This is a genomic window from Ensifer aridi (assembly GCF_002078505.1).
Taxonomy (GTDB): domain Bacteria; phylum Pseudomonadota; class Alphaproteobacteria; order Rhizobiales; family Rhizobiaceae; genus Sinorhizobium; species Sinorhizobium aridi.
The window spans coordinates 134,702-148,618 of the sequence record NZ_LUAV01000032.1; the positions used below are offsets into that span (position 1 = coordinate 134,702).

The window sequence follows — 13,917 nt, forward strand, 5'->3', positions numbered from 1 at the left end:
ATCATGAACGGAGTTGATCTCATGGATGCTTCCGCACGCGCCACCAATGGCTTCTATCTCGATCGGCAGGCGAGACGAGAGTCGAACGCCCGCAGCTATCCGCGGCGCTTTCCCGTTGCGCTGAAATCGGCCTTCGGCTGCACGGTCACCGATGTCGACGGCAGAACCTATCTCGATTGCCTCGCGGGCGCCGGAACGCTGGCGCTCGGCCATAATCACCCGGAGGTGATCGAGACGCTGCAGGAGGTGCTCAGCTCCGGACTGCCGCTCCACACTTTGGATCTGACGACGCCGGTAAAAGACCAGTTTATCGCGGATATCTTCGACACGCTTCCCTCCGGGCTGCGCGAGGAGGCCAGGATCCAGTTCTGCTCCCCGAGCGGCACTGATGCCGTCGAGGCCGCCATCAAGCTTGCAAAGACCGCGACCGGCCGCACCGATATAATCTCGTTCCGGGGCGCCTATCACGGCATGTCGCAGGGCTCGCTTTCCCTCATGGGCTCGCTCGGACCGAAGGCACAGGTCGGCCCACTCGTGCCGGGTGCGCATTTCTTTCCCTACCCCTATGCCTATCGGTGCCCGTTCGGCCGCGGTGGGGAGGAAACCGCGAGCCTTGCCGCCGAATATTTCGAGCGGGCGCTGCGTGATCCCGAGGGCGGCATCAATCTCCCGGCCGCCGTCATTCTCGAGGCGGTGCAGGGCGAAGGCGGCGTCATTCCGGCTCCGGCGGAATGGCTGCGCGCGGTTCGCGGCGTGACCCGCGATCTCGGCATTCCCCTGATCCTTGACGAAGTCCAGAGCGGCATCGGCCGCACGGGCAGCTTCTACGCCTTTCAGAAGGCCGGCATTATCCCTGATATCGTCGTCCTGTCGAAGGCGATCGGCGGCGGCCTGCCGCTGGCCGTCGTGATCTACCGCGAGGGTCTCGACCTCTGGAAGCCGGGCGCCCATGCGGGCACCTTCCGCGGCAACCAGTTGGCCATGGCGGCCGGCTCCAAGACGCTGGAGATCATCGAGCGGGATGGGCTTGTCGAGCGCGCCGCGATTGCCGGGCGGAGGCTGCGCGCCAATCTCGAACGCATCGCGGCTCAGACGCCCTATATCGGCGAAGTACGCGGCGAAGGGTTAATGCTCGGCGTCGAAGTCGTCGATCCGGCCGGGCGGCCGGATGCGCTCGGCCATCCGCCGCATGGGCCGGAGATCGCCCGGATGATCCAGAACGAGATGTTCCGCGCCGGGGTCATTCTGGAAACCGGCGGCCGCTACGGCAGCGTGCTGCGCCTTCTACCGCCGCTCATCATCTCGGACGAGGAGATCGATCAGGTCTCGGGCGTCCTTGCCTCCGCGTTCGAGCGCCTCGGACGCAAGGCCGCATGAACATGAATGTCGCCGCATTAAAGCTCGCGCCGGCCGCTGAGGCGGATCACGCCGATCAGATACTCGGCACCGACGCGCCATCGCGTCGTGCCTTCAAAGACGCGATGCTGCAGGCCGTCGACATGGTCGCCCACGGAACGGCGGCCGCAAGCAGCCTTTACTCCGGAACGGGCGTTGCGGGACTGCGCGCGCTTCTTGACGATCTCGATCCGCTTCCGAAGGTCGGAACAGGGATCGCCGCTGCGCTCGCCGATATAGGGCGCCCCGCGCTTGAGCATGCGCTGACGGTCGGTCATCCGGCGGCAATGGCGCATCTTCATTGCCCCGTTGCCGTGCCCGCATTGGCCGCCGAAGTGCTGATCTCGGCCACCAACCAGTCGCTCGATTCATGGGATCAATCGCCGTTCGCCACGCTCGTCGAAGAGCGGGTGCTCACATTGCTTACGGAACTTGCGGGGCTGCCCGCCTCGGCAAGCGGCAATTTCACGAGCGGCGGTAGCCAGTCGAACATGACGGCGTTGTATCTGGCCGCCGAGCGCTACGGCGCCGACGCACGGAAGTCCGGCGTTATTCTCACATCGGAACACTCGCATTTCAGCATCCGCAAGAGTGCCGCCGTGCTGGGCTTTGCGGATGATGCAGTGATTTCCATCGCATCGGACGAAGCGGGCCGGATGTCGATGCCGGCGCTGGAAGCCGGACTGCAGCGGGTCGTCGGCGAAGGCCGCGTGCCGATTGCCGTGGTTGCGACGGCGGGAACGACGGACCTCGGCGCCATCGATCCGCTGGTCGAAATCGCCGACGTTGCTGCCGCTCGAGATCTCTGGATGCATGTGGACGCCGCTTATGGCGGCGGGCTTCTCTTTTCCCGCCACCGCGACCGTCTTCAAGGACTGGAGCGCGCCCACTCGATCGCCCTCGATTTTCACAAGATGCTGTTTCAGCCGATCAGTTGCGGTGCGCTTCTCATTCGCGATCGGGCGCATTTCGCCCCGCTTGCGAGCAAGGCCGACTACCTCAATCCGGAGGATGCCGTCTTCGCCGATGCGCCCAATCTCGTCGAGCGCTCGGTGCAGACCACGCGCAGAGCCGATGCACTGAAAGTCCTGATGACCATGCGCGCGATCGGTCGCGACGGCCTCGACGCATTGATCTGCCAGACACTGGAAAACACCCGTGCCGCGGCTGAGGCGGTGGAGGCGCGCGACTATCTGCGTCTCGCCCGGCGGCCGTCACTATCGACCGTGCTTTTCCGTTACGTCTCGGCGGGCGGACCGGAACTCTCCGATGCGATCACGCTGAAGACCCGAGCCGCACTTTTCCATGCCGGCATTGCGGCGCTTGCAACAACCGTTCTCGACGGTCGCGTTCACTTCAAGCTCACGCTGCTCAATCCGCGTTCAACCCCCGACGTCGTCCACCGTGTCCTCGATGCGATCGGTGAAACGGCCCGTGAACTGGAGGCTCACCATGCACGCACATGATGCTGCAACGCTTACCTTGCGCTCTCTTCTCAATTGCGTGGCGCGCGAATATGCCGATTGCGTTCGTTGGTCGGACGAATCGGGACGGTCGCACTTCACGGTGACGTTCCCGGACGGCGGCGGCAGCCTCGATCTGCCCGTCCTTTATCGTTCGCCGACGGGCCATCACCTGTTCGGTGAGCCGGTGAGGCTGACGGACGAAAACGGTTCGGCGACGATCGGCGCGGCAGAAGCGATAACGACCGTGATAGAACGGCTCGAACCTTCCGCCGCGGCAAGGGACGGACGGGCCGACCTGCTGAACCGCACGCATTCGAGCCGGCTCTTCATCGAAGCGGCGCTTGCGGCGCGCCAGGCCGATCTCGCCGGTCTCGCCGAGGAGGAGGTCTCCTTCATCGCGGCGGAACAGGGGCTAATTGCCGGCCACGGTATTCACCCCTGCCCGAAGAGCCGGGAAGGAATGACGGAGTCGGAATCACGTCGCTATTCGCCGGAGTTCGCAGCCGCATTTCCGTTGCGCTGGTTCGCCGTCGAACGCCGCCTTTTCCATACCGGCCATTCCGAGGGCTCGCCTTCGGCCGAAGAGTGGCTCAAGACGGCAATGGGGCACGACCTCGATGGCATCAGAGCGCGTTTGCCCGCGCGAGATTTCGCCTTGCTGCCGGTGCATCCCTGGCAGGCGGATGAGATGCTGAAGGATCCCGCGGTGGCGGCGCTTGCGGCGGACGGCCGCCTGATCGACTGCGGCGAAGCCGGCAAGCCGTGGTTCCCGACATCCTCCGTGCGCACCCTCTACCGTCCGGACGCGCCCTTCATGCTGAAGCTTTCGCTGGGTGTCGGCATCACCAATTCCGTCCGTGTCAATCTCGCCCGCGAGCTGCTTCGCGGCGACGACATGTACCGCTTCCGCCGCCATCGGCTCTGGCAGGATTTCTCGCGCAGCTATCCGGGACTGACACTCGTGCCTGATCCGGCCTATATGGGCGTCAAGCTCGACGGCACCGTGATCGACGGCCTCTCCGTATCGATGCGGGAGAATCCCTTCACCGGCGTGGATGCCGATCGCAACGTGTCGCTGCTCGCTGCCCTATGCGAGCACCTGCCGGGCCGCGGCAGCCGGCTCGGGGCCTTGATCCGCAATCGGGCGCGGCTGGAGGGCCGTCCTCTCGATGCCGTTGCGCGAGCCTGGTTCGAGCGGTTTTTGGCCGTCTTCGTGCGGCCGGTCTTCGGGCTCTATCTGCGCCACGGCATCGCCATGGAGGCTCACCAGCAGAACATCGTGGTCGAGATCGAGGACGGTTATCCGATCGGCGTGTTCTATCGCGACAATCAGGGCTTCTTCCACCATGAGCGCGCGCACAAGGCGCTTGTCGAGGCGCTGCCTGGTCTCGGCGAGCCGAGCGAGTCCGTCTTCGGCGAGGAGGCGGTGGATGAGCGCCTGCTCTATTACGCCTTCATCAACTCGGTCCTCGGCATGATCGGAGCGCTCGGGCGGGAGGGACTTGTCGACGAGACGGTGCTGCTTTCCATGCTGCGCAGCGAATTGCTGCGGTTGGAGGCGCTGGAGGGCGCGAATTCCCGCCTCGTGCGAAAGATGCTGGCGCCGACCCTGCAATGCAAGGCGAACCTCAAGACGCGCGTTGCCAGAATGGACGAGCTTGTCGGCCCGCTCGAAACGCAATCGGTCTATCTCGAAATCGCCAACCCCTTGCTTGAGACCGAAAAGGCTCTGGCCGATGCTTGAGATCACCAAGCCGGACACGGCCTTCGCCTATTCGCGCTACGATCCCGACATCGGGCGGACGATCAGCTTCCGGCTGCTGGAGAAGGAGCGCGATCTGGAGCTCCTGTGGCGGTGGATGAATCAGGCGCATGTCGTGCCCCAGTGGAAGATGGCGAAGCCGATCGCAGACATCGCCGCCTACATCGACGCCAATCTCGCCGATCCGCATCAGGACCCTTATATCGGCTTTATCGACGGGACCCCGATGAGCTATTGGGAGGCCTATTGGGCGAAGGACGATATTCTCGGCCGGTATTATCCGGCCGAGGAGAAGGACCGGGGCTGGCACATGCTGGTCGGCGAACCCGCCTTCTTCGGCCGCGGCATCGCGCCCGCGGTCATCCGCGCCTTCACCCGCTTTCTCTTTCTCGACGATCCCGAGACCCGCAAAGTCGTCGGCGAACCGAGCGTCGCGGCCCGGCGTTTGCTGCGCTATGCGCCGGTCTGCGCCTTCGAGGAGCAGGGCGAAATCGATCTTCCCGACAAGCGGGCCAAACTGATGTTTTGCCACCGGGAACGCTTCATCCAACAATTCGGATTATAATCATGACGGATTTCGATCTGGCGGGAATCGGCATCGGGCCGTTCAATCTCGGCCTTGCTGCTCTTCTTTCCTCCCACGAAAACCTCTCGAGCGTCTTCCTCGAGCGCAAGCCCGCGTTTCGCTGGCACGAGGGGCTCATCCTTCCCGGCACGACGCTGCAGGTCCCCTTCATGGCCGACCTCGTCACCATGGCGGACCCGACGCACCGCTTGAGCTTTCTCAATTATCTTGCCGTGCACGATCGTCTCTACAAGTTCTATTTCTACGAGAACTTCATGATTCCGCGGCAGGAATACGATCACTACTGCCGTTGGGCTTCGCATGAGCTTGCCTCCTGCCGCTTCGGCGAGGACGTCATCGACGTCACGCACGATGCGGCGTCCGATAGCTTCGTCGTCGAAAGCCGCACCGCCTCGGGCGGCAAGCAGCGCTATCGAAGCCGCAACATCGCGATCGGCGTCGGCACGGCTCCTTTCCTGCCGCAATGGGCCCGGATCAAGACGACAGCCCCGTTGTTCCATTCCAGCCATTTCGGCAAGCGGCGGATCGAGCTTGCGAAATGTCGCCGCGTCACCGTCATCGGCTCCGGGCAAAGCGCCGCCGAGTGCGTTCTTGCGCTTTATAACGACCTCACGCCCGATATGGTCGCGGCCGGCGCCTCGATCCAATGGATTACCCGCTCGGCAGGCTTCTTCCCGATGGAATACTCCAAGCTCGGACTCGAATATTTCACGCCTGACTACATGCGCCATTTCCATCAGATCGCACCGGGCAGGCGCCGCGAGATCGTCGCGAACCAGGGCCTGCTCTACAAGGGCATCAGCTTTTCGACCATCGGGGAGATCTTCGATCTCATGTACGAGCGCTCGGTCGGGGGACGAGATCCCGGCCTCTCGCTCTTTTCCAATTGCGAAGTCGAGGCGCTGGAGAGCGCAGGATCGGCAGGAGCATTGCGCATCCGCATCGCCCACAACCATCTCGACGAGAAGGCGACCGTCGAGACGGACGCGATCGTTGCCGCGACCGGCTACCGGCACGCCTGGCCGGAATGGCTGGACAGGCTCAAGGGCGCCGTTCTCGAAACCTGCGATCGGGGCGACCTGATCGTCGGCGAGGACTTCCGCGCGCGTCGCAGCGATGGCGGCACCGGCAATGTCTTCGTGCAGAACGCCGAAACCTTCCATCACGGCGTCGGCGCGCCCGATCTCGGCCTCGGCGCCTTCCGCAACGCCGTCATCGTCAACCGGCTTCTCGGCCGCGAGCACTACCGCGTGAGCGCGCCGGCGTCCTTCCAGAACTTCGGCCTGCCTTTCCACCAGACCGGCCCGTCCTCGATTTCAGGAGATTTCTATGCCCATGCGTCATGATCCCCTTCTTCCCGGTGCCTTTTCCAAGGAACTCTGGCAACAGGTCTCCGGACGTCTTCTGGCCAAGGTCATTGAGGAGTTCGCCTACGAGCGCGTCTTCGGCGTCGAAGAGGAAAAACCGGGACACTACCGCTTCGATATCGGCGAGGTTCAGTATCGCTTCAGAGCCAAGCGCTATGTCTTCGACAACCTCTCGGTCGATCCTGCGAGCATCGTCAGGAGGGAGAGCGGCAGCGACGTCCTCATCCATGACCCGCTTGCCTTCTGCGCGGAGGTGCTGCAGAAGATCGGCGTCAAGCCGATGACGGTCGCGCATTTCATCAAAGAGCTCGGCAATACGCTCGTCGCCGATGCGCATATCGCCGCCCGGGCGTCGAAGACCGGTGCGGAGCTTGCTGAACTCGACGATGTTCGCATGGAAGGCGAGACCACGGGCCATCCCTGGGTCACCGTCAGCAAAGGCCGCATCGGTCTCGGCTATTCCGACTATCTTGCCTTTACGCCGGAAAACCAGACGCCGACGGAGGTGCTTTGGCTCGCTGTCGACAAGGATCGCGCCTCTTTCGTCGCGGAACCTACGCTCACGAACGAGGGGCTTGTCCGCGAGGCTGTCGGCGTGTCGCGCTACGATGCGTTCTGCGCCGAGCTCTCCGCGCATGGGGGCTCCACCGAAACGCACTACATGATGCCGGTCCATCCCTGGCAGTGGGATCACATGATCGTGCCGCATTTCGCCGCCGACATCGCCTCCGGGCATATAGTGCTGCTCGGCAAGGGAGACGATCTCTATCTGCCGCAGCAATCCGTGCGGACTTTGTCGAACATCTCTCATCCGGAGAAATCGACGTTGAAACTGTGCATGACCATCCTGAATACGGCAGTCTACCGAGGCATACCCGGAAAGCGCGCGCTGACGGCGGCGCCGCTGACGACGTGGCTCGATGAGTTGCTGGTCAGGGATCGTTTCCTGTCGGAGGAGTGCGGCCTCGTCCTGCTCGGCGAACGCGCGGGCATGCACTATGTCCACCCGCAGTTCTCGCAGATCGAGGGCGCGCCCTATCAGTTCAACGAGATGCTCGGCTGCCTGTGGCGCGACAGCCTGGCCGCACATCTGAAGCCCGGCGAGACCGGCATGCCGCTTGCTGCTCTCCTGCATGCCGGCACGGACGGCAAGCCGGTCATCCAGGCACTGGCCGAGAAAACAGGCATTACCGTATCGGATTGGATGGCGCGCTTCTTCGATGTCGTCATCCCGCCGGTTTTTCATCTGCTTGCGAAGCACGGCCTTGCTTTCTCGGCGCACGGCCAGAATGCGACGCTCATTCTGAAGAATGGCCGCCCGGAACGTCTGGCGCTACGCGACTTCATCGACGACGTCGTCGTCTGCGATCAGGAATTTCCCGAAACCGCCACCGTGCCGGAGAAGGTTCGGGCCGTCCTCCTGTGCCTGCCCGCCGACTTCCTGATCCACTTCATCCAAACGACACTTTTCATTTGCGTCTTCCGCTACATGTCGGTCCTGCTCGACCAGCGCTCCGGCCTCTCCGAAGCCGCCTTTTGGGCCTTGGTGCGCGACACGGTGCTTAAGTATCAAAGGCGCTTCCCGGAGATGGAATCGCGTTTCGCGATCTTCGATCTCTTCGGCGACGAATATCCGCGCCTTTGCCTGAACCGGGTTCGCTTGTTCACGCATGGCTATGCCGATGACGACGAACGCCCGGTCCCGGACTTCCAGGGTATGGTGGACAATCCGTTGGTCGCCTTCGAGAAGCGCAGCAACGCGGCCTAGCTGCGCTCAAGCTCTGAAGAACAGGAAGGGCTGCCCCGATGGGCGGCCCTTCGCATTGGAATTGTCAGGCTGCCATGGCGGCGAGCCGGCGCAGGTCGGAGGGGCGCACGCCATAGCGGCTTCTGAAAGTGCGGTTGAAGTACGAAAGATCGTTGAAGCCGACATTGTAGGCGATCTGGCTGATCGAGGTGGAGTTGCCTTCCGCCAGGATGAGGTCCTTCGCAAGCGCAAGCCGCCGGCCGAGCAGATAGCGAGAGAAAGTTGCTCCCTCCCGACTGAAGAACTTCTGGATTGCCCTGGGTGTGATGCCCTCGGCCTGCGCCACGTCGGTGATCGAGAAAGAGCCGTTCGCGAGATTCTGCTCGATCAACCTCTTTATCGAGGCCATGCGGTTCTGCGGCGCGTCTCGCGGCCCCATATTCCCGACATGCTCGGCAAGCACCGGCAGAAGATCGTAGAAATGAGCGACCATCATGCCCGCATGCTCCTCGCTCTGGTATTCCTGTCTCAGAAGATAGCCGGCATAATTCGTCAGGAGTTGCAGCGGCAGGCAATCCGCTGCGAGCGGTTGCATCATCACCGGCTTCAAAGCACTGCGCACCGCGGCAACTGCATAGGCGGGAAGGTGCGCGCAATCGAAACGACCGCCTTCCGGCAGGGTGATTTCGAACGACGCGTCGGCGGGAAGAAAGATCACGTCTCCGCGAGGCGTCTTCACCACCTTGCGGCGATGATGCACGACAAGCGGACCGTCCATCGCGCGCATGATCACGATGCCGGCATCACTTACGCCATTTGCCGCCAGACGAAGCGGCGTCTTTGGAAAGTAGACCGTCGCCAGCGAAAGAGACACATATCGCCAGAACAATCCGGTCAAACCGGCCAGATCGCCCTCGTCCGTGGCGATCGTCGCCTCTCCGAGCATGTCCAGGAGAATGCTCCTGCAAACGAGTCTGCTTTCGTGATCCGGCAGAGAAAGCGTGCCGAATTTCAGCGGTCGGATTATCTCCATGTCGTGGCCAGCCTTTCCTGTTGACGTTCGCATCCGTCCAAATGAGGTTCGCCATTATCCAAGCGGCGAACACCCTTAACCCATAAAACATGACTTAAATAGTCTTGTATTTACGGATTGCCCGCTGTCTGCGGCGGCAATTTTCTGTACGCAGGGGGCGTTATGGGTATGAATGAGAATGGCGGCGTTGGCCTTTGCGTCTTCGCCGTGGCATTGGCGGTTGGCACGAGTGCGCTTGCTCAGGAGGGAACCGATCAGGCCGAGGCTGCGACAAACCTGGAAGAGATCGTCGTAACGGGCGGCCGATCGCCCCAGCAGATATCGGAAATCGCTCGCACCATCTATGTCGTCGATTCGGATGAGATCCAGGCGGAGGCCCGCTCCGGCAAGACGCTGCAGCAGATCCTCGGCGACAAGGTCCCAAGCTTCGATCCCGCGAGCGAGGGGGCGCGCACTTCCTTCGGGCAGAATCTGCGCGGCCGGCCACCGCTGATCCTCATCGACGGCGTCTCGATGAATTCGGCACGCTCGCTGAGCCGCCAGTTCGACGCGATCGATCCCTTCAATATCGAACGGGTAGAGGTGCTGTCCGGGGCGACCGCGATCTACGGCGGAAACGCCACCGGCGGCATCATCAACATCATCACGAAGAAGGGTAAGGACGCGGAGCAGGGGCTTCATGCGGAAGTGACCGGCGGCATGGGCAGCGGCTTTGCCGGCAGCCAGGATTTCGACCGCAATGCGGCCGGCGCCGTCACCTACAACAGCGACAATTGGGATGCCCGCTTCTCGATCGCAGGCAACAAAACCGGCGCCTTTTACGACGGCAGCGGCACGATCCTGATCCCCGACATCACGCAGACCTCCACGGCGTTCAACGAGCGCATCGACGTGATGGGGTCGATCGGTTACCAGATCGACGAAGGCCGCCGGCTCGAATTCTCCGGGCAATATTTCGACAGCAAACAGGAGTCGGACTACGGGCTTTATTACGGGCCTGGCCTTGGAGCGCTGCTCGGCAATCCGAGCTTGTTCGAAACGCGTGAGGGATACGAGTCCGATTTCAACCCGCAAACCCGCCGTTCGATGTTCAACCTCACCTACACCGACGACGACGTTTTCGGGCAACAACTGTTGCTGCAAGGCGCTTACAGAAACGAGAAAATCCGTTTCCATCCCTTCCCTAATGTTACGAGCGATACCGGCCTTTATTTCTTCGGTAGTTCGCAAGACACCGACTACTACAGCATCAGGGCCGCCCTGATCGCTGAACCCACCGACCAGTTGAAGATCACCTATGGCATCGATGCCGATCGGGATTCGTTCAAGTCGCGTCAGAACATCTTCGACCTTAGGACGGCCGCAAGCAGCGGGGGTCTGGATTTCAACACGATCGGCATCACCGGCCTCTATCCGGATATCGATGTTACGACCGTTGCCGGGTTTGCGGAGGCCAGCTACGAGGCGACCGACAGGCTGACGCTGAACGGCGGCGTGCGCTACCAATTTGTCAAGACCGAGGTGTCCGATTTCATCGGTGCGGCGCAGCAGATCGCGATTCTTCAGGGACGAGCGACATCCGCCGATGCCATACCGGGCGGCGAAGTCGAGTATGATGCCGCCCTGTTCAGCGCCGGCGCGACCTACGAGTTGACCAATTCGCAGCAGGTTTACGCCAACTTCAGCCAGGGCTTCGAACTGCCGGATCCCGCCAGGTACTACGGGATTGGCGTCTATTCGCTATCGGGCGGACGCTACACGCTCGTCGACAGTGTGAATGTCGGCGATTCAGCGCTGGAAGCGATCAAGACCAACTCGTTCGAAATCGGCTATCGTCTTGACGACGGCACCTACAATCTCGAAACCGCGGCTTACTACTCGTTCTCCGACCGCTCCATTAATCTCAATCGCTCGACGCTCGCGGTTGAGGTCGTCGATCAAGAGAGACGCGTCTACGGCATTGAAGGAAAGGCGGGCGTAAAGCTCGACCACGGCTTCGACGTGGGAATGCTGGGCCATTGGGTGAGAACGGAGGTCAAAGGCGACGACGGCTGGGAACAGGACTCCGTCGGCAGCGCGAGCGTCTCGAAGCTTGGCGGCTATGTCGGCTGGACCAACGACGCCCTCAGCCTGAAATTCGCCGGCCAGCACGTCTTCGAGCTCACCGATGCCGATGGCTTCACGATCGATGACTACACGCTCTTCGATTTGACCGGCGGCTACACTTTCGAGAACACGGATACCACTTTGAATTTCGGCATCCATAACGTCTTCGACACCGACTACACCACGGTCTGGGGCTCGCGCGCCAAGGCCCTTTATGGCGCTTTGGCCGACGAATCCATATTCGACTACAAGGGCCGCGGACGTACATTCGCAGTCTCGCTGACGAAAGTCTTCTGATGGACCAGGCCCATCAAGGAGAGCGCAATTCGCCGCCGGGCGAGAGCCGCGAGGCTCACATTTGCGGCGGCGGGTTCCGATCCCTTCAGCTCCAGGCGTGCGGCCCGGTGGAGGTGTCGGAGGCGGGGTCCACCATGTCGGTCTCGGCGGCCAGCAACGACCGCGCGATCTTCGAGCTCAGGGACGGGGCGTTGACCGTTGAGGACCTGGGCGCCGCCGATGGCTTGCGGCTTGCCTGGGCCGTTTTCGAATATCTGTTCGCGACGAAAACGGAAATGGTCTCGGTCTCACTTGAGGGGGAAGGCTGGCAGCCCCTGCTGCCGGGATTGCATGAGCGCGGCCTTGTGGTCGAGAGCGCCGTTGCGCCGCGGTCTGTGTTTGCCGAGATGTTCTGGCAGATGCCTGAGACCTGGACAGGCTCGCCGTCACTCGCCTTCCCACGGCGCGACGTTTTCGACGGAAAGGCCGAGCATCCTCTGCGGCCGTCGAAGCCGGTCGGATGCGTCTATGCCAGGTTCATACCATGGCTCTCCGGCACGCTGTCGTTCCACGTCGCAACCCTCGCCGACCTGCCCGACGTTCATCGCTGGATGAACGATCCGAGGGTGGACGAATTCTGGAACGAGGCAGGAAGCGAAACCGACCACCGACAGTATCTGGAGCGCATGTTCGCCGATCCCCATATCATTCCTCTCATCGGCCGCTTCGACGAACGGCCCTTCTCGTATTTCGAGATCTACTGGGCAAAGGAAGATGTGATCGGCCCTTTCTGCAGTGCCGGCGACTACGATCGCGGCTGTCACGTCATCGTCGGAGAGGAGTCCTTTCGCGGGAAGCCGTGGTTCACGGCTTGGCTGCCTTCTCTTCTGCATCTGATGTTCCTCGACGACCCGCGAACCGAGCGGATCGTACAGGAACCGAGCGCGGCCCATCACCGCCAGCTCCGTAATTTGCAGCGCTCGGGATTCGCTCACATAAGAAGCGTCAACCTCCCGGCGAAACGGGCGGCAATCATGTCGATCTCCAGACAGCACTTCTTTTCGAACCGGCTATGGCACCCGACCGCCGCTCAAGACGGGAGGGAATCATGAGGGGGTTCCCTTACGGTCTGCAGGCGAAAATCATAGCGGAGAAGCCTGAGCACCTCTTCGAGCACCTGCACGAACACTTGATCGAGCACGATGTCGATACCAGCCTCTCGGGCGGCAGCTTGTTCGTCGATCTCGCGGCAGTGTCGGGAACATTGAGTCTGACGGAAAGCGGCATTGAAGTGGATGTTTCCGCCGCCGACCTCGAGGCCCTCTATTTCGTCAAGGTGTGGCTCGAGGACGCTGTCACGGATGGGCCTGACGCTCGAACAATTCGGGTCGAGTGGACCGAGAGCGGTCTTCAACGCCATCTGCCGCCCAGCTTCTCCGTCCTCACGGTCGACAGCGTTACAGATATCACGCCACGGCTGAGGCGCGTCAGGTTTCGGGTGGCGGATGCGAGCCGCTTCGACACTTCGGACGACATGCATTTGCGGATCCTCTTCAATCTCCGGGAGATCGCCGAACAACATGCGTGGCAGCAGAGCCGGCAGGGGGCGCCACGATCCGATATCAGGCCGATCTGGCGCGCTTACACAGTCCGTTTCGCCGATCGGGCAAGCAACACAATCGCCATCGATTTCCTCATGCACGATGCGGAAGGCCCCGGTTGCTGTTGGGCAAGGGACGCGAAGCACGGTGACGTGATCGGGGCAGCAGGGCCGAGCGGCGGCGGCCTCGCCGAGGCTCAGTGGTATCTTCTTGCCGGAGACGAGACTGCTCTGCCGGCGATTTCCCGCATTCTGGAATCGTTCGACGAAACCACGGCTGCAACGGTGATCATCGAGGTTGCGACTTCGGCGGACGTTATGCCCTTCGCGAGCCCGGCGGCAGTCGAGGTCAAATGGCTGTACCGGAACGCGAGCGGTGGCGACTGTCGGGGTGACCTCGTGCAGGCGATCGCCACCGCAAACATTCCGGATGCTTCGCGGAAGCGATTTGCGTGGGTAGCCTGCGAAGCAAAGGCGGCGAAAAAAGTTCGTGCGATCCTTCGCGATCGAGGGCTTGCGAAAGACGAGCAATCAGTCGCGGCCTATTGGCATGCGGTGTGAGCCGATCAGGACCGACGC

The 13,917-nt window shown here is 62.2% G+C and carries 10 protein-coding genes; 9 read left to right on the forward strand and 1 reads right to left on the reverse strand.

Annotated features, from left to right (window positions below):
• The first annotated feature begins 3 nt into the window (after positions 1 to 3).
• The 6 genes from rhbA to AYK65_RS23100 are packed head-to-tail and all read left to right on the forward strand — an operon-like array spanning position 4 to position 8,344.
• Positions 4 to 1,377, forward strand: coding sequence for a diaminobutyrate--2-oxoglutarate transaminase (rhbA, locus tag AYK65_RS23075; RefSeq protein WP_081161102.1), 1,374 nt, complete (start codon positions 4 to 6; stop codon positions 1,375 to 1,377).
• Positions 1,374 to 2,861 carry an L-2,4-diaminobutyrate decarboxylase gene (gene rhbB, locus AYK65_RS23080; RefSeq protein WP_081161106.1) on the forward strand — a complete coding sequence of 496 codons (1,488 nt, stop codon included), beginning with the start codon at positions 1,374 to 1,376 and terminating at the stop codon, positions 2,859 to 2,861. The genes rhbA and rhbB overlap by 4 nt, the downstream gene beginning before the upstream one ends.
• Positions 2,848 to 4,605, forward strand: coding sequence for a rhizobactin siderophore biosynthesis protein RhbC (rhbC, locus tag AYK65_RS23085; RefSeq protein WP_081161109.1), 1,758 nt, complete (start codon positions 2,848 to 2,850; stop codon positions 4,603 to 4,605). Before rhbB ends, rhbC begins: the two co-directional genes overlap by 14 nt.
• Positions 4,598 to 5,188 (forward strand): rhizobactin siderophore biosynthesis protein RhbD, encoded by a 591-nt coding sequence (rhbD, locus tag AYK65_RS23090; RefSeq protein ID WP_081161111.1) that lies wholly within the window; start codon positions 4,598 to 4,600, stop codon positions 5,186 to 5,188. Before rhbC ends, rhbD begins: the two co-directional genes overlap by 8 nt.
• A gap of 2 nt (positions 5,189 to 5,190) precedes the next feature.
• On the forward strand, positions 5,191 to 6,555 hold the full coding sequence (gene rhbE, locus AYK65_RS23095) for a rhizobactin siderophore biosynthesis protein RhbE (RefSeq protein ID WP_081161114.1): 1,365 nt from the start codon (positions 5,191 to 5,193) through the stop codon (positions 6,553 to 6,555).
• A complete protein-coding gene (locus tag AYK65_RS23100; RefSeq protein ID WP_052728286.1) occupies positions 6,539 to 8,344 on the forward strand; it encodes an IucA/IucC family protein in 1,806 nt (601 codons plus the stop codon). Before rhbE ends, AYK65_RS23100 begins: the two co-directional genes overlap by 17 nt.
• A gap of 64 nt (positions 8,345 to 8,408) precedes the next feature.
• On the opposite strand, the gene rhrA is transcribed toward AYK65_RS23100, so the two are convergent.
• Positions 8,409 to 9,356, reverse strand: coding sequence for a rhizobactin biosynthesis transcriptional regulator RhrA (gene rhrA, locus AYK65_RS23105; RefSeq protein WP_081161117.1), 948 nt, complete (start codon positions 9,354 to 9,356; stop codon positions 8,409 to 8,411).
• A 162-nt stretch (positions 9,357 to 9,518) separates the two neighbouring features.
• Here rhrA and rhtA point away from each other — a divergent pair, with 162 nt between their 5' ends.
• Genes rhtA through AYK65_RS23120 form a run of 3 tightly spaced genes read left to right on the forward strand, consistent with a single transcriptional unit; the run spans position 9,519 to position 13,899 of the window.
• Positions 9,519 to 11,759: a TonB-dependent siderophore receptor RhtA gene (gene rhtA, locus AYK65_RS23110; protein WP_081161118.1), complete on the forward strand. Its 2,241-nt coding sequence runs from the start codon at positions 9,519 to 9,521 to the stop codon at positions 11,757 to 11,759.
• The gene (locus AYK65_RS23115) at positions 11,759 to 12,850 is read left to right on the forward strand and encodes a GNAT family N-acetyltransferase (protein WP_081161119.1); all 1,092 of its coding nucleotides are present in this window, start codon (positions 11,759 to 11,761) and stop codon (positions 12,848 to 12,850) included. The genes rhtA and AYK65_RS23115 overlap by 1 nt, the downstream gene beginning before the upstream one ends.
• Positions 12,847 to 13,899, forward strand: coding sequence for a siderophore-interacting protein (locus AYK65_RS23120; protein WP_172402062.1), 1,053 nt, complete (start codon positions 12,847 to 12,849; stop codon positions 13,897 to 13,899). Before AYK65_RS23115 ends, AYK65_RS23120 begins: the two co-directional genes overlap by 4 nt.
• Positions 13,900 to 13,917: the final 18 nt, after the last annotated feature.